The sequence below is a fragment of the Maribacter confluentis genome (assembly GCF_030505015.1).
Taxonomy (GTDB): domain Bacteria; phylum Bacteroidota; class Bacteroidia; order Flavobacteriales; family Flavobacteriaceae; genus Maribacter; species Maribacter sedimenticola.
Genome location: NZ_JAUKUC010000001.1, coordinates 2,132,900 through 2,150,378, shown reverse-complemented (window position 1 = coordinate 2,150,378; position 17,479 = coordinate 2,132,900). Strand labels below are relative to the sequence as shown.

10 protein-coding genes are annotated in these 17,479 nt (G+C 37.8%); 3 read left to right on the top strand and 7 right to left on the bottom strand.

Going from position 1 to position 17,479, the window contains the following annotated elements:
- Nucleotides 1-21: 21 nt before the first annotated feature.
- The 3 genes from Q2T41_RS09485 to Q2T41_RS09475 form a co-directional block, all read right to left on the bottom strand.
- Nucleotides 22-888, bottom strand: coding sequence for an MBL fold metallo-hydrolase (locus tag Q2T41_RS09485; protein ID WP_304435878.1), 867 nt, complete (start codon nucleotides 886-888; stop codon nucleotides 22-24).
- A 124-nt stretch (nucleotides 889-1,012) separates the two neighbouring features.
- Complete coding sequence (locus tag Q2T41_RS09480) at nucleotides 1,013-1,429, bottom strand: response regulator (protein WP_089261202.1); 417 nt, start codon at nucleotides 1,427-1,429, stop codon at nucleotides 1,013-1,015.
- The gene (locus Q2T41_RS09475) at nucleotides 1,410-5,549 is read right to left on the bottom strand and encodes a PAS domain S-box protein (protein WP_304435877.1); all 4,140 of its coding nucleotides are present in this window, start codon (nucleotides 5,547-5,549) and stop codon (nucleotides 1,410-1,412) included. Before Q2T41_RS09475 ends, Q2T41_RS09480 begins: the two co-directional genes overlap by 20 nt.
- Before the next feature lie 745 nt (nucleotides 5,550-6,294).
- On the opposite strand from Q2T41_RS09475, the gene Q2T41_RS09470 reads away from it, so the two are divergent.
- On the top strand, nucleotides 6,295-8,157 hold the full coding sequence (locus Q2T41_RS09470; protein WP_304435876.1) for a cation:proton antiporter: 1,863 nt from the start codon (nucleotides 6,295-6,297) through the stop codon (nucleotides 8,155-8,157).
- Here Q2T41_RS09470 and lepA read toward each other — a convergent pair.
- Nucleotides 8,154-9,950 carry a translation elongation factor 4 gene (gene lepA, locus Q2T41_RS09465; RefSeq protein WP_089261200.1) on the bottom strand — a complete coding sequence of 599 codons (1,797 nt, stop codon included), beginning with the start codon at nucleotides 9,948-9,950 and terminating at the stop codon, nucleotides 8,154-8,156. The genes Q2T41_RS09470 and lepA overlap by 4 nt on opposite strands.
- A 204-nt stretch (nucleotides 9,951-10,154) precedes the next feature.
- Between lepA and Q2T41_RS09460 the strand changes: the two genes are divergently transcribed.
- Together Q2T41_RS09460 and Q2T41_RS09455 are read left to right on the top strand one after the other, a co-directional pair.
- Nucleotides 10,155-12,560: an outer membrane beta-barrel protein gene (locus tag Q2T41_RS09460; RefSeq protein WP_304435875.1), complete on the top strand. Its 2,406-nt coding sequence runs from the start codon at nucleotides 10,155-10,157 to the stop codon at nucleotides 12,558-12,560.
- 108 nt (nucleotides 12,561-12,668) lie between these two features.
- Nucleotides 12,669-15,068, top strand: coding sequence for a TonB-dependent receptor domain-containing protein (locus tag Q2T41_RS09455; RefSeq protein ID WP_304435874.1), 2,400 nt, complete (start codon nucleotides 12,669-12,671; stop codon nucleotides 15,066-15,068).
- A gap of 4 nt (nucleotides 15,069-15,072) precedes the next feature.
- Here the strand turns inward: Q2T41_RS09455 and Q2T41_RS09450 are convergent, their stop codons facing one another.
- The 3 genes from Q2T41_RS09450 to Q2T41_RS09440 are packed head-to-tail and all read right to left on the bottom strand — an operon-like array spanning nucleotide 15,073 to nucleotide 17,418.
- The gene (locus Q2T41_RS09450; protein WP_304435873.1) at nucleotides 15,073-15,273 is read right to left on the bottom strand and encodes a hypothetical protein; all 201 of its coding nucleotides are present in this window, start codon (nucleotides 15,271-15,273) and stop codon (nucleotides 15,073-15,075) included.
- Complete coding sequence (locus tag Q2T41_RS09445) at nucleotides 15,270-16,664, bottom strand: radical SAM protein (RefSeq protein WP_304437427.1); 1,395 nt, start codon at nucleotides 16,662-16,664, stop codon at nucleotides 15,270-15,272. Before Q2T41_RS09445 ends, Q2T41_RS09450 begins: the two co-directional genes overlap by 4 nt.
- Entirely contained in the window at nucleotides 16,636-17,418 is a 783-nt protein-coding gene (locus Q2T41_RS09440) for a prolipoprotein diacylglyceryl transferase (RefSeq protein WP_304435872.1), read from the bottom strand. The genes Q2T41_RS09445 and Q2T41_RS09440 overlap by 29 nt, the downstream gene beginning before the upstream one ends.
- Nucleotides 17,419-17,479: the final 61 nt, after the last annotated feature.

Here is a 17,479-nt window from a genome sequence, read left to right as displayed (position 1 = left end):
AATTAGTTTTAAGATTTACAGTTAATTTTGACCAAATACTTCATTATAGGTAAAAAGCTGGTCTAGGCGAATACCTTTATCGGTATGTTTTAAAGTACATAGTTGGTTGTGGGCATCGTGTTCAAAGAAAAGGTAATAATGATTATCCGCAGCTTCGTTTAAAAAACGTTCTTTTTCTTGCATTGTTAATAGCGGCCTGGTGTCATAACCCATTACATAGGGCAATGGAATATGTCCTACGGTAGGTATAAGATCAGCCATGAAGACCAAGGTTTTTTCCTTATACGTAAATTGTGGCAACATTTGTTTTTCCGTATGCCCATTGACAAAGCGAATATCAAAACCCAACGAGTTATTAGATGAAAAAGCGGTTTCCGTTTCTTTTATAAAATGTAATTGACCACTTTCTTGCAAAGGCATAAGGTTTTCCGTTAAAAAAGAAGCTTTTTCCCTAGGGTTTGGCTGTGTTGCCCAGTTCCAATGCTTTTCATTGGACCAAAACCTTGCGTTTTTAAAGGCGGGCTCATAACCTGTTCTATCTTTGTTCCATTGTATGGCTCCTCCACAATGGTCAAAATGCAAGTGGGTCAAAAAGACATCCGTAATATCATCTCTGTGAAAACCAAGGTTGTTAAATGACTTGTCCAGGGTAAAATCTCCCCAACGGTTATAGTAGCTAAAAAATTTATCGGACTGCTTGTTTCCCATACCTGTATCTACCAAAATCAGTTGGTCGCTATTTTCTATCAAAAGGCTTCGGGCAGCAATATCGATTAGGTTATTGGCATCGGCAGGATTTGTTTTCTGCCAAATAGTCTTGGGAACAACTCCGAACATGGCCCCTCCGTCCAATTTAAAGTTGCCGGTTTCTACAGGATAAATTTTCATAAAGGGCAAAATAATAAAAGCACATGAAATGATAGGATTATTAAGAATATATTATCATTTATGTATTCGGGCCAAAATTAAATTTGACATTGAAATGGCCGGGTTTATAAGTCCAAAATGTTTGCTATGCCTCTTTTAGTAAAAGTTCGGTAAGGTTATGATGTGCCAATGGTTTGGATAGATGGCCTTTTATAAAATCATATTTTTCCGCGTTTTCACTATCTACGGGATCCAATGATGAGCTTAAAATAAATATTTGTGGATGTTTTTTTAATTCTTCGGGCAGTTTTATATACTCGTCCAAGAATTCAAAGCCGTTCATTCTAGGCATTCTAATATCTAAAAATATAACATCCGGATGCGTATCTGGATTATCGGCAACACTGTTCAAATAAGCTAGGGCATCCATTCCAGAAGATTTGATTATTATAGAGTCCACACATTTTTCTTTTGAAATGATCGCCTTATTGATGAAGTTGTCGACATCGGAGTCATCAATTAACAATACCGAAAGTGCTTTATTAGTTTGTTCTTGATTCATTTGGTAATTTTAAAGTAAAAGTTGATCCTTCTCCCAAGGATGATGTAACATTGATCGTACCGTTTAGTTTCGTCATAATTTCCTTAACGATAAATAAGCCTATACCCGTACCCATGATTTGGGATGATATTCTATAGAACATATCAAAAATACGTTCTATTTGTGCTTCTTCCATTCCTAGGCCATTATCCTTGATCACGATCACCGCTTCTTTTTTAGAGGTGGTGATATCTATCCATATCATAGGATGCTTTTTGGATAGGTCATGGTATTTAATGGCATTAGAAATAAAATTGTTCAATAAGATTGAAATTCTCTTTGTATCCGACACAAATGGGATTTCATCTTTAACACTAACGTTAATTTTTATGTTTTTCGTGTTTTCAAGGTACCAAAAAGTATCTATGGCACTTTCAATTAATTGCTGGAAAGATATAGGTTCCTTGCTGATCTGTAAGTGTTTGTTTCTTGAGTATTCAATGATATCCCTTATGAAGTCGTCCAATCTTTTAATTGATTTTTCCATCATTTGAAGATTGATCATCAAATCTTGATCAATATTTTCGGACATGCTAAGGTCAATAAGCCCTAAAACGGAAGTTAATGGAGCCCTTAGTTCATGAGAGGCACTGTACACGAAACTATCCAGTTCAGAATTCGTTTTCTTTAGTTGTACGTTTTGCAGGGCCAATGCGTCTTCTGCATCTTTACGTTTGGTATCGTCTATTAGTGTAACGAGATAATTTTCCTTGTGGTTATAAAAAAGTGGTTCTATGGAGACAAGCAAGGTTATTCGTTGACCTTTGGCCAAGCTTACTTTAAACTCATAGTTCTTTAATCTACCCTCTTCTGTAAACTTTGACCATAATTTTGCTCTTTTATTATCGTCATAATCGTTCATAACAACAGCTCTGCTCTCCAATATAGTTTTACCTAAAAGGTCATTTTTATTAAGGTTAAAGAGTGTAAGCACTGTTGAATTTACCTCTAGAACCCTTTTGTTGGAATCTATGATGAGCATACCCATTAGGTTTGTCTGAAAGGCCTTTTCAAACTTCTCTTGGCTTTCCTTTAATGCTCTTTCAGCCAAGACACTATTTGTTATGTCCATAGCAGTACCATGGTACCGTATTGGGTTTCCATTTGTATCATAAATTAATTCAGAAAAGGCCAAAACGTACTTAAACCTTTTATCTTCCAACAATACCCTATAAACACTTGGTGAATCTGTTTTTTCACCCATTTTTACATTTAACCTATTTTCTAGAATGTACCTATCATCCTCATATATGACGTCTTTGATCATATCAACGGTCATAGGGGTGTTGGGTTCAATATGATGAATGCTGTACATTTCTTTAGACCATTCTACAATATCACAGTCCATATTCCAATTCCAGTACCCAAATTTTCCTATTCTAATGGCGGCGTTCATTTTTGCCTGTAGGTCAATTATCTTATTATCTGATTCTTTCTGTTTTGTGATATCTATTACTGTTCCCCTATATCGTATGGGGTTGTTGTTTTCATCCTCCTCCACTTCCATCTCTACCAGCACATATTTAATTTTTCCGGCAGCATTTATGGTTTTGTAGGTAAAAGAACTACCTTCATTTTTTGGGCTTAACTGCTCCAAGATATTTTTATGGAGGTCAAGGTCATCTGGGTGAACTAGTTTTTCAACCATATCTGCCGTAATTAAGGTCCCGGGGGTAACGTCATAAATCTCATACATCCTTGGCGACCAATCAATGATCCCGGTATCAAGGTTCCAATCCCAATACCCTATTTTGGCAATACGTATTGCCGTGTCCATTTTACTTTTAAGGTCAAGTATTTCAATTTGTGCTTTTTTATGCTCTGTAAGATCAAATGCAATACAGCCTATTGCTATAGGATTATTGGCGCTATCATGGATTAAAAAACTGGATAGTTCTAAGGGTATAGGTTCATTGGTTTTAAAATTTCTAAAAGCAATCTCACCGGTCCAAATACCGTTTTCAAGAACAGAGGGTAAATGACTGGAAGCAACAATATCCCTATATTCTATAGGAAAATAATCTAAAATATTTATTTTGGAAAGATCATCATCGGGGGCAATACTCACTAATTGTTTACCAGCCTTGTTCACATAGATAGATTTCCCTTCTAAGGTTGCCAATCCAATAAAACCGGGACTATTCTCAACCAAGGCTATTAATTGCTGTTTTTCAAGTTCTGCTTGTTTCTTTTTGGTGATATCCCTAAAATATATGGATAGTCCATCTTCTGATGGATACAAATGATTTTCGATCCAACTATCATGCATGGCATGATATTGTACAAAATGGGTGTATTCTTGAGTTTCCATGGCACTTGTAAAGACGGCATAAGCGTCAGAATCTTTAAATTCAGGATACGTAATCCACAGATTTTTGCCGATCATTTTTTCGACATTCATACCTACAATTTTTGCCGCTTTTGCATTGATGCTCTTAAACTTCCATTCCCTATCAAAAGAAACAAAGGCATCGGATATTCGCTCGGTCAATTGTCTATACTCCTTTTCCCTTTGACGCAGGTTTATATGTGCTTTTTTAGTTTCTGTCCGATCTATAAAGGTAGAAAGACATAAGTTCCTGCCTTCGAACTCAAAAGGTTCTACAGAAGCCAGTACATGCAAAGTTTTGCCTGATTTATCTATGATGTCGACCTCCATTTTGTCGATTTTATCCGCACTGGTCAAGGAATGGGTAGCAGTATTTTCTCTGTTCAAGTGTCTGGTGTTGACCAATCCCAGTTCAGATATAGATTTCCCTTTGATTTCCTCTAGGCTATACCCCGTTAACATTAAAAAGCACGTATTGGCGTCTACAAAAAGTTTGTTTTCGTCCCTAATGGTCATACCAATGGTACTATTGTTAAACGCCTTGCTAAAAATTTTAAGGTTGTTCTGCGCAATCTTTTCCAGGTTTTTCCTTTCCGTAACGTCCCTTACTATGCCTTGTACGGTGTTGTCCGGTAAAACCTTGGAACTTATTTCGCCAGAAAAGGTACTGCCATCTTTACGGATCATGTTCCGCTCGGATACAAAGGGCTTTTCCTTTGTTATTTTATGATAGCGTAGCGGTAGTTTGGCCAAGTCTTCTGGGGATACCAGATCATTAAAGTTTTTTTCTAATATTTCTTTTTTGGTATACCCGAACATTGTGGTACCAGTTTCATTGATATCCAAAATTTCTCCCGCTTTGTTAGATACAATAATACCGTCTGAAGCTTGCTCCACCAAGGTTTCATATTTGTGCTGGTTTTCTTTTAGCAAGAGTACCTTTTCTTGGACCATTTGGTTCAGTTTTATAGGTTGACGGGTAATAGACCAAACAAAAGCTCCACAGATAAAAGAAAAGACGAAACCGAGTATTGCCCAGGCCCAAAAAACAGCAAAGGAATGGGGATTGGTAGATATTACATATAACTTCCATTCTCCCTGTTGGGTAGTTATAGGTACATTAACTGCATTGTCCAGAGCAATAATTTTAGAAGAATAAAAGACCTCTTCGGTTTGGTCTTCGTTTATTTTTGCTAGTTGGTATGAAAAAGCGGTTTGGTCTTCTGAAGCGGACTCCACTAGTTCAACTATAGTGGATAAACGTATAATAGCTGCGGCAAAACCTGCAAAATCATTTCCTTTATATAACGGTTTTCTAGATACAAAACCAACTCCGCCTTGTTTTAATCTAATTGGTCCAATGGTAAAGTGGTCATTCTTTTCCTTACTGTACAGGGCCCCTTTTTTGGCTACGGAATCCTTAAAGATATTGAACCCTAAAATTTCATTTCCCGCTAAAGGATAAATATGGGTTATGGTACCCTCGCCATTAACCAATTCCAGCGCATCTACATAGGCATTGTTGTTGAGCAATAGTTTGGAAATACTATCAAAGTTTTTGGGTATTCCATAATTTTCAACGATGTAGGACAGCGTTTGGGTGGTCAAATAACTTTGTCCCATGGCAAGATAAAGGTCGTCCTTTAATTTCAACGCCCTATTATGAACCCTCTGCTGCTCTTTTTTTAGTTCTAACTGAACCCTTTGATATATAAATGCTTGAATAATAATGAAGGAAAGCAGAAATACCAAAAACCCAACTAAAAGGGGTTTTTTAAATATGGAAAAGTGTTTTTTTTCAAACATTTAAGAATGTATTGAAATATAGTTTGGATTCTGCCAACATATTAATTCATAAATATTAATTTTTATTATGTAATGGAGAACATAAGTAAAGTTAAAAAATGATTTTTAACTACAGGTAATTTCTACGAAATTTGTAAGACAAAGCGTATTATAATGTTAAATAGGAGGCAGGTGTTTTTTAGGATTTATTAACGTTCAAAATATATTGTTAAGTAGAATAATTGTATTATAAACCACAGAAAATTAGCTGATTATACCTTATAATTATCTTTATATTGAAAATTAAATATTGCGGCTGTAAGCACGGGTATTGCCTAGTAAATACGGTTTCTGGCTTCTTTATCTTCTATGGTTAACATTCTAATCTTGATATGGGGAATTTTAATTATCAAGTGCGGTACACCTTGGTTACGCTACTATTCTTGGTTACACATACATTCTGTAAGAAAATTTGCAATACGCTCGGTTTTCGAAAAAATGGCCTTAACTGAAGGTTAAGAGAAAAACCCGATTGAAAGTGAATTATAAAGCTTTGTAAGTAAGGAGGGATATCATTTAATGTCCTGTGATTCTATTAAAATAGCAACGAAAATTGCTCCAATTTTTCAAAGCGTCAAAAATGCTAGGTTTAGGATAAGACTTTATGGTGTTTAATACCGTTAAATTGTTATTTTTAACCAAAATACAGAATATGCTGGAACTGGCAGGAATCATTATTTTGGGAATACTTGCACAATGGGTGGCATGGCGTTTAAAGCTTCCTGCAATTTTACCGCTCATTCTTATAGGTCTTCTGGTAGGGCCTTTATCTACACTATATACGGAAGATGGGTCAAAAATCATAGCACCTATTTGGAATGGTGAAAAAGGATTGTTTCCTGGAGAAAGTCTATATTATTTTGTCTCTTTGGCCATAAGTATAATATTATTTGAGGGAGGACTCACCTTAAAGCGCTCAGAAATTAGAAGCATAGGTCCCGTAATTACGAAATTGATAACACTGGGTAGTGTAACAACTTTTTTTGGTGCAGCATTGGCCGCCTATTTTCTTTTTGGCCTTTCATGGCAATTATGTTTTTTGTTCTCCGCCTTGATTATCGTGACCGGCCCAACGGTAATTACTCCCATATTAAGGAATATACCCCTTAAAAAGGATGTATCCGCTATATTAAAATGGGAAGGTATTCTTATAGACCCAATAGGCGCTTTGGCCGCGGTACTGGTGTATGAATTCATAAGTGTTGGCGAAGGGCAGGCCTATACTATGACGGCGTTAATAGAATTTGGTAAAATCCTGTTGTTCGGTTTTACGTTTGGTTTCACTTTTGCACATGCGTTGACTTTTTTAATCAAGAAGAATGCTATTCCTCATTACCTGTTAAACGTTGCCACCCTATCCGTTGTCCTTGGGGTATTTGTCATGTCAGATTTATTTGCCCATGAATCCGGTTTATTGGCCGTTGTGGTCATGGGTATGGTTATGGGCAATACGGAACTGCCCAATATAAAGGAATTGCTTTATTTTAAGGAATCGTTGAGCATCCTGTTGATTTCCATACTTTTTATATTACTATCAGCCAATATAAATATTACGGACCTTCAATTAATATTTACATGGAAGACCATTGCTTTGTTTCTTAGTATTGTATTGATTATTAGGCCGCTAGGTGTATTTTTAAGTTCCACAGGCTCTAACTTAAAGTTCAATGAAAAAATGTTCATTAGTTGGGTAGGACCGCGTGGTATCGTTGCAGCAGGTATTGCATCTTTGTTCGGTTCCAAACTTTTGTCCAGAGGAGAGCCCGGTGCCGAGTATATTACCCCTCTGGTATTTATGATTGTTTTGGGAACGGTGCTTTTAAATGCAACCACTGCCCGTATCTTTGCCAAGATGGTCGGAGTGTTCTTAAACAAATCAGAAGGGATTTTGATATTAGGAGCTTCTAAGGCATCAAGGTTAATTGGGGAATATTTACACAAGAACGATAGGCATGTAGTGTTGATCGACAATAACCAGACAAATATTGACAAGGCCAGCAAGCTCGGTCTAGAAGCCTTTTCTGCGAACGTATATTCCGATAATTTGACGGACAATATTGAACTGAACGATATTGGATATTTAATGGCATTGACTGGAAATTCAGACATTAACAAATATGCCATCAATAAATTTCAGGATGCTTTTGGGGAAAATGGTTCTTTTAGACTGGTAGATGCAGATGAAATGAACGATCCCGAGAAAAACCCTAAGGAAGGATTGTTCTCCCATACAGATGATTTTATAAAACTTGCCGAGGCGGCCAGAAAATTTCCAGCCATTCATGAGATAGAGCTTCATGATACGGAACACTATGAAGGCTTGATCGAGATTACCAAAGCGGATAACGACATTATTCCATTGTTCCTAAAGGATTTAGAGGGAGATATACAGATTATTACAGCCTTCAGCAAGGATTTTACCGATATTCAAAAAGGATACAAATTGGCCTATTTAGGCAAAATGTTCCCTACAGATGATTCGGAAAAAAAGGACGATAACAAAGAAAAGCCTTAATCGTTAAGTTTTAAGACGGCCATAAACGCTTCTTGTGGAATTTCTACATTACCCACTTGGCGCATACGTTTTTTACCTTTTTTCTGTTTTTCCAAAAGCTTTCTCTTACGTGAAATATCACCACCATAACATTTGGCGGTAACATCCTTACGAAGGGCCTTAATGGTTTCCCTGGAAATGATTTTAGACCCAATTGCCGCCTGTATAGGAATATCAAATTGCTGTCTTGGTATCAATTCTTTCAACTTTTCACACATTTTTTTACCAATAGTGGTAGCACTATCGAAATGAATCAGCGCTGAGAGGGCATCCACGGTCTGGGCATTCAACAGGATATCCACACGTACCAATTTAGATTGGCGCATACCTATAGGGGTATAATCAAATGAGGCGTATCCTTTGGAAACCGTTTTTAGACGATCATAGAAATCAAAAACAATTTCGGCCAAGGGCATATCAAAATTAAGTTCCACCCGTTCTGTGGTCAAATAGGTCTGATTGGTAATTTGCCCACGCTTTTCAATACAAAGGGACATGACGTTGCCCACAAAATCAGACTTTGTTATTATGGTTGCCTTTATATAAGGCTCCTCTACACGATCAATGGTAGAAGGGTCTGGCAGGTCGCTGGGGTTGTTTACGATCAAAGGCACTGTAGGGTCTTTGCGGGTAAACGCATGATAACTTACGTTGGGTACCGTTGTAATAACGGTCATATCAAATTCACGTTCCAAGCGCTCCTGTATAATTTCCATGTGCAGCATTCCCAAGAATCCGCAACGAAATCCAAAACCGAGGGCAGCACTACTTTCTGCAGTAAATACCAAAGAGGCATCGTTCAGCTGTAGTTTTTCCATGGAGGACCTCAATTCTTCAAAATCTTCGGTATCCACTGGGTATATACCTGCAAATACCATAGGTTTTACATCTTCAAAACCACCAATGGGGTTTTTTGTAGGATTGGCGGAATCCGTAATCGTATCACCCACCTTTACCTCCCTGGCATCCTTGATACCGGTAATCAAATAACCTACGTCACCAGCTTTAATTTCTTTTTTAGGGTGTTGTGTTAATTTTAGGGTACCTACCTCATCGGCAAAGTAGCTTTTATCCGTAGCTACGAATTTTATCTTTTGCCCTTTTTTAATAGAACCGTTTACTACCCTAAAGTATGTTTCCACTCCCCTGAACGGATTGTAAACACTATCGAACACCAACGCTTGTAGTGCTTCGTCAGGGTTACCTTTTGGTGCGGGAATACGTTCAATAATAGCGCTCAAAATTTCCTCTATACCTATACCGGTCTTTGCGCTGGCAGGTATGACCTCCTCTGCCTTACAACCTAAAAGGTCAACGATATCGTCCGTAACTTCCTCTGGGTTGGCACTAGGTAAATCTACCTTGTTCAAAACCGGTATGATCTCCAGGTCGTTCTCCAACGCCAAATATAGGTTAGAAATGGTCTGTGCTTGTATACTCTGTGCCGCATCTACCACCAATAAAGCCCCTTCACAGGCAGCAATGGAGCGGGATACTTCATAGGAAAAATCCACATGTCCCGGGGTATCTATCAGGTTCAGTACGTATTGTTCTCCTTTATAGATATAGTCCATTTGTATGGCATGGCTCTTAATGGTAATACCACGTTCCCTTTCAAGATCCATACTATCCAATAATTGCTCTTTCTTTTCACGGTCCGTAACAGAACCTGTAAACTCCAAAAGACGATCGGCCAAGGTGCTTTTACCATGGTCAATATGGGCAATTATGCAGAAATTTCTAATGTTTTTCATAGCGATTACGATAATAAAAAGGCCAAAACAACAACGGTATGATCGCTGTTAATATTGAGCGACTGCAAATATAATCTAAATTAAAGCGCTAAACTTTGCCGTATTGGTCTATTTAATGTATTTAAGTTTCTTTTTGGATTACAGAATTTGTAATTGAAAACATCAATTTTTTAATTAGATTTGATATATAACCCCAAGTTAGCATTGAAAATACTATTGACCACCTTATTGTTTGTAATGGGTATAACCCAAAGTATTCTTGCACAAGCTTATGAATTAAAGGGTAGTATCAAGGATCAAAACCAAGAACCCATTCCTTTTGCTTCAGTATTTCTTTTACAAGTTTCTGACTCTACTATGGTCAAGGGAACATCTGCAGATGAAGATGGAGCTTTCATAATGGACAATATCAATGAAGGACTTTACTTTTTACAGGCCTCTTATATAGGTCAAACTTCAGAATATTTGGCATTGGAAATTTTTATGGACACCAGAATAGGTGCTATCCTTATACCCCAGCGTGCAGAAGAGTTAAATGAAGTTACGGTGGTGGGCAATAGACCAGCCGTTGAACGTAAGGTAGACCGTATAGTTTTTAACGTGGAAAATACGGCGTTGTCCCAAAACAGTTCTTGGGATATATTGCGCCAAACTCCAGGTGTAATCGTGAACAATGATGAATTAAAGGTTCGTAACCAAGCCACTACTGTATATATTAACAATAGAAAAGTACAACTATCATCAGAAGAAGTACGTAGTCTCTTGGAAAATTATCAAGGGGCGCATATAAAATCGGTAGAGGTCATTCATAATCCGCCTGCAAGTTATGATGCGGAAGGGGGCTCAGTGCTGAACATCATTACCAGTAAAAATGTTTCCTTGGGGTATAAAGGTAATGTTAGTGCAGGGTATACCCAAGGAGTATTTCCAAAGTATAATTTTGGCACATCGCACTTTTATAAGACCAATAAACTGAATGTGAACGCTAATTATAATTATGTACCAAAAAAGGAATATAAGGGTTTGTTGAATACCATTAATTTTAAGGATGAGAGAGGTGTTTTTTCCATTTGGGACACTGATTTTGACCAAATAATACGTACCCAGGCACATATTGCCGCACTGAACATTGATTATGAGATAGATGACAGAAATGTCTTAAGCCTTACGACCAATACCCAATTACAGCCCAAGCGGGATGCCGAGTACTTTCAAGAAACCATAATAAGGAACGGTGCCGGTATTATAGATTCCACATTTACAACAAACAGTTATTTGGACGAGAAAAAAACTAACCTTTCGGGTGATTTAACCTTTAAGCACACCTTTAAAGACCAGGGCAGTTTAAACGCAAATGCCCATTACACGTATTTTTATTTTAACCGTGGTCAGGATGTGGGTTCAGACTATTTTTTACCTGACGGGTCGTTTGTGCGCGAGTATAATTTTTTTACGATTGCGGACCAGCAAATAGATATAAAAACCGCACAATTGGATTATAGCAATTATTTTGGCAGTATTTCATTTGAAACCGGGGTCAAGGGATCGTTTATAGATTCAAAAAGTACCCTTGATTATTTTTTACAGAATAATGGCTCCCAGTTCATAGCCAATCTGTCTGATGATTACACGTATGATGAAAATGTGTATTCCGCCTATGTTAGTCTGTCCAAGGATTGGGAGAAATGGAGTATTAAATCCGGGTTACGTGCAGAGCAAACTAAAAGTACGGGCGTATCTGCAAGTGTTACCACAATTAATGATCTGGAATACCTGGAGTTTTTCCCTTCCATTTTCGTGTTACATACCATAAATGATGACCATAGTATTTCATTGGACTATTCCAGGAAATTGAAACGGCCAAGATATGATGATTTAAACCCGTTCAGAACATATATCAACGAACGTACTTTTGAGGAGGGCAATCCTAACCTGACCCCAAATTTTAGCCATAATTTTAATCTTAACTATACCTTACAACAAGAATACTTTTTTGATTTTTATTACCGGGATAATGGTAGGTACATTTCAACATTGACCTTTCAGGACAATACCAATTTGGTGGTAAGGGACGTAACCCAGAATGTGTTGAAAAGCACCTCTTACGGCATTGACTTCACTTATGGAAAGTCTATCAGCAACAATTGGTACTTGTACAGTTACATATCTCTCTTTCATGAGGACGAAACATTCTTGGCCGTACAGAGCAATGAAAATTCGTTCGCTCTTGATTATCAAGGAGCTTATGTAGACCTGACCAATTACCTAACGCTGTCCAAGGACGGCACCTTTAAGGGAGAATTGGGCTTTGTGTACTTATCGGGCTATTTGCAAGGGTCCTATATTCAAGATGAATTAATGAATTTGACCTTGGGACTTAGAAAATCCTTTAACAAAAATAGAATGGTTTTAAGTCTAAGCGCCAATGATCTTTTAAACAAGTACAATACCTATTTTACTTCCACTTACCTCAACCAGGATAATAGGTTTCTGTCTACCCCGGAAACCCAGTATGTTAAATTTGGGTTCACCTATAATTTTGGTAATTTCCGTTTAGAGGATAATCAAAGGGATATCGATAAAATAGAGCGTGATCGCCTGGATAATTGAGTATAGATTCGATTTTAAGAATTTAGTAATTTTTCCTGTTAATTTTTTAACATTTCTGTCAGACATTTCCGATTTACTTTCCTATTTTAGTGGTAAGAACCAACGTAAATGAGGAGGGATTTAATTACCACACTATTACTACTTTTTACAACATCCCTAGCCTTTTCGCAAGATTTTACGATTACCGGTTTGGTCATGGATTCCGAGGAGCAACCGGTTGTCTTGGCCAATATTATTCTATTGACCAATACTGGTGATTTCATTAAGGGTACCGTAACCGATGATAAGGGGTTTTACATGTTTAAATCTGTAACCGAAGGCGAGTATAGCATAGCGGCCAGTTACATAGAAAATACGGTTGAAAGCCCTGTGTTTAAATTGACCAAAGACATGAAAATGCTTACGCTGAGGTTGAACAATGCCCAATTGTTGGATGAGGTAGTGGTAACCCATCAAAAACCTAAGATTGAACATTTGGCCGACCGGCATATTTTTAATATTGAAAACACCGCTTTGGCAGAGGGAGATATTTGGGACGTTTTAAAACGTACTCCCGGTGTAATGGTCATGAACAACAAACTGTATATTAACGGTAGTTCCAAAGTAAACATCATGATCAATGGCAAAAGGATCAATTTGCCGGAAGAGGATATTATTAATCTACTGACGGGCAATTCTGCAAGTAACGTAGAATCCATAGAGGTAATTACGAGTCCACCCGCCAAGTACAGTGCAGAAGGCGGATTGGTGCTTGATATTAAAATGAAAAAGAATTTGGTCTCAGGATATAACGGTGCCGTTTTTAATAGGTACACCCAAGGAGTCCTGCCAAAACATACAATAGGTATGGACCATTTCTTTAAGGGCAGAAAAATAGATTTTTCTACGAATTATAGTTTTAGTCATAACCGCAATTGGGCTCGATATACGGATATCACCAATTTTTTTGAAGATGGGCAGGAAAGTGAACAATGGACCGCTGAGCAAAAATCGGTCACTAAAGAAAAGAAACATAACCTTAATATATTTTTAGATATTCAGCTGGATGAAAAAAACACCCTTAGCGTTACTTCAAATGGTAGCTTTACCCCCAATAGGGCAAGGCGTTTTTCTTCCCAGACCGCTATTGAGAACCTTAATGGGGAGTTGACCGCGCAATTGCAAGGATTGAATACATTGGACAATGATATGTTCAATAATGCTAATTATATAGATTGGGTACATAAAATAAACGATAAAGGAGCCACACTATCCACCAATGCACACTTTACGCACTATGATAATAAAAGGGAGCAGGTTATAACGAATGACATTGTTCAGGGCGCATCAGTCTATACTTCAGAAAACACCTTAGAAGTGTCATCTGACCAGATCATTAACCTATACAGTTTGCAGACAGATCTAACGTACCCTTTTAACGACCACACAACTTTAGAGACAGGTTTAAGGCTGGCTACCATAAATTCTGAAGCAGGTATTGAACAAATAGGGTTTGATACTGCAGTAGAGGGTGTACAGCCAACGGAGTTTGGGGTTTTCAATTACGACGAACAGATTTATGCCGGTTATATAAGCCTAAATAACAACTGGGAAAATTGGAAAATGAACGTAGGTCTTAGAGGGGAATATACAGATTCTAAAGGTGAGTTGAATACTGGGGTCAATACAACTACAAGGTCATACTTTAACGTTTTCCCTTCATTGTCCGTGTCATACACAATAGATAAAAATGCCTTTTACCTAAAATCATTTAGACGCATTACCAGACCAAGATATGGGGATATAAACCCCTTTCAATTTTATTATTCGGCCAATTCCATTGAAGAGGGCAACCCAGAACTTAAACCAGCATATAGTGATTATCTCCAGTTAGATTATGTGTATGACAAAACCTATAAGCTAGTGTTGTTTGCCAGTAAAAAATCAAATGAGCAATCCCAACAAGTGTTTCAGGATAATACCGCCAATATATTACGTACCCAATACATTAATCTGGAAACCAATTATTATTATGGCCTGGATGCCAGTATTTCCAAAAACCTGACTTCTTATTGGAACTTGTTCTTCCTCATTAGTCATTACTATGACAAGGATAGTTTTAGAGATCCGGGAACGGGTCTCATCGTTGAAAATGATATATGGACCACCCATACCCGTGCAACGAACAGTTTTACCTTGTTGAGTGATAAATCATTGTATGCAGATTTAACGTTTACCCATTTTACGCCTCGTATTAGTGGTAACGCCAAATTTGAGTCCTTTAGTAAATTGGGGCTTGCCTTTAGAAAGACATTATGGAACAAGGCGGCCAGTTTATCTCTGGCTTTGGAGGATATATTTAACAACGGTAATTATAATTCAACCAGAAATTATCTTGACCAACGAAACAGTATCAGTACCAGGTGGGAAAACAGGCTATTTGTATTTGGTTTTAGATATAAATTTGGCAATACCAAGATTCGTGATAATTACAAGCGCAAGAATACTGATGAGGGAAAACGATTATAAAGATCTAGGAGGACATCAATATACCACAGTATCCAATACTGATCAACAGATAGACCCCTGCTAAGATCATAAAAACCTTGCCGGCCTTTTTCTTCTTTTTGGCAAATAATATACTTCCAATGAGTATGAATAATAGGGCAGGACCAAACATGATCAAGAAGATCAGTATAAAGATGCCATCAAGGTTACCAACATCCAATATCATAACACTTCTGTTTGTAGTTCTTTTAAACGCGCCACCTTTTCATCCCTGTAAAATAGGTTCATGGTTTCAAAAGGAATGATTTTGTAATCTTTGTTTACAATGTGCACGCATGACTTTTTAATGGCCCTAACGTCAAAGTTATGGGCATCTATAAATTGCATGATGATAATTCTGAACAGGTTGTCATATCCCAGTTCTGGGGCATCGATTTCAGGCAGGCAGCACATAATGCTTTTCAGGTTTTCAGATGCTGTTTCTACGGAATTGCCGGTACTGAACAGTTCGATCATTTTTCCGTGCAATTGTTCGTCCTGTTCATATATAATGGTGTTTTTTCCTTCGTTCAACAAATCATCTGGATTAATATAACGTGTTAGCGGACTAACCTCATTTCCCAGCTTTAAAGCATAGGCCATGACCAAGGCATCTGGATTACAGGGTACCGGAATAAGATCGTCTGCACTAAATAAAGGGGACTGTTCTAAAATTTTTCTTCGAACCTCGGTTAGGGTTATCCTATTTTCATCCACTTCAAAATTTTCTAACCTACCTGCAATCTGTGTGGGTTGAAAAGTGACCCCCCGAACACATTGTTGTTTTAAGGCGAAGTCTATGGTGCTGCCCATTTCATGGTCGTTAAGGCCTTTCTGCAGGGTAACCACCAAGGTAGTGGAAAGGTTTAACCGGTTTAAATGTTCCAGGGCCTGTAACCTTATATTCGCCAAATCTGCACCCCTCAAGGTTTGTAAAATAGTATCGTTCAAGGAATCGAACTGAAGGTAAATCTCAAAGTCAGGGGTATAGGTTGCCAACCGTTTGGCAAATTCAAAATCCTTGGCAATCTTTATTCCGTTGGTGTTCAACATTAAATGACGAATGGGCAATGTTTTTGCATAGTCCATGATTTCAAAGAAATGGGGGTGCATTGTAGGTTCGCCACCGCTTAATTGAACTACATCCGGTTCGCCTTCATTTTTCACGATAACGTCAAGCATTTGTTTTACCTCCTCTACGGTCCTGTGACGGCCATAGGTGGGAGACGAACCTGCATAACACGTAGGGCAGGTTAAATTACAACGATCTGTAAGTTCAACGACCGTTAGGCACGAATGCTGTTCATGGTCAGGGCAGAGCCCGCAGTCATACGGACAACCAAAGTGGGTTTGGGTATTAAACGTTTTTGGGTATTCAGAAGCTTTGTTATAGTTTCTTATGTTCTTATAATATTCAATATCATCAGCAATCAAAACTTTGGACCTGCCGTGTTCTTTGCAGTGTTTAAGCATATATACCTTCTCGTTTTCAAAAACGATTTTGGCATCTACCCTTCTAAGACATTCTGGGCATAGGCTTATAGTAAAATCATAATACGTGTAACTTTTTTCGGGCATAAGCAATTCCTTGAACAATGAACTTGTGGTAGTACAGGAAACAAATTAAACATAATATTTGAATGCTGCTTAGGCCAAGGATATAAAACTGGTTGGGTTTTAAGAATTCCACGGCAAAACGAAATACAAAATAGCTAACCATAAATAGTTTAAAATAGTCGCCGTTAGTAGGTAATGCGTTGTTTTTTTGTAGTCTTTTGATGACTATCAGAAGGACGGACAAAAAAAGAATTTCATACAATGCTATAGGGTGCCTTGTAACCCCGTCACCCAAATCCATCCCCATAAAAAAAGAAGTTTCTTTACCATAGGTAAACTCTTTTACACCGGCCAGAAAACATCCTAACCGACCTATGATAATTCCAAGAAGTATAGGCAAGGTAAAAAGGTCCCCAGAAGAACGTTCTTCTCCAATTATTTTTTTAGCCAGTTCTACCCCCAACAATCCACCAAAAAGGCCGCCCATAATGGTTTTGTTGTTCAGGTTAAAAAGTAGACCTTGCTCAAAATGTAAGTTGGGGTTTTCTAAAAAGGCTACCAGTCTTGATAGGAGCAAGGCCCCAAACACAGCACCGATTATTATGGAAAGCCTGTTTTCCGAAGAAATGGCATCCCCCTTTTTTTTGCGTAAGATGATATAATACCTAAAGGCGATAAAAAAGGCCAAATATTCCAAAATCAAATGCATGTTCAACGTAACGCCAAAAACGGTAGGCTCAAAAGGGATAGGGACAACAAGCAAGGAATTATTCATAGGAGTATTGTCCAATAAAAATGGATTCTAATAGTTGTACGCTCGGTTATGAGTAATTAGG

Coding starts and splice junctions, on each gene's coding strand:
- Q2T41_RS09485 (WP_304435878.1), bottom strand. CDS start 888: ATGAAAATTTATCCTGTAGAAACCGGCAACTTTAAATTGGACGGAGGG.
- Q2T41_RS09480 (WP_089261202.1), bottom strand. CDS start 1,429: ATGAATCAAGAACAAACTAATAAAGCACTTTCGGTATTGTTAATTGAT.
- Q2T41_RS09470 (WP_304435876.1), top strand. CDS start 6,295: ATGCTGGAACTGGCAGGAATCATTATTTTGGGAATACTTGCACAATGG.
- lepA (WP_089261200.1), bottom strand. CDS start 9,950: ATGAAAAACATTAGAAATTTCTGCATAATTGCCCATATTGACCATGGT.
- Q2T41_RS09455 (WP_304435874.1), top strand. CDS start 12,669: ATGAGGAGGGATTTAATTACCACACTATTACTACTTTTTACAACATCC.
- Q2T41_RS09450 (WP_304435873.1), bottom strand. CDS start 15,273: ATGATATTGGATGTTGGTAACCTTGATGGCATCTTTATACTGATCTTC.
- Q2T41_RS09445 (WP_304437427.1), bottom strand. CDS start 16,664: ATGCCCGAAAAAAGTTACACGTATTATGATTTTACTATAAGCCTATGC.
- Q2T41_RS09440 (WP_304435872.1), bottom strand. CDS start 17,418: ATGAATAATTCCTTGCTTGTTGTCCCTATCCCTTTTGAGCCTACCGTT.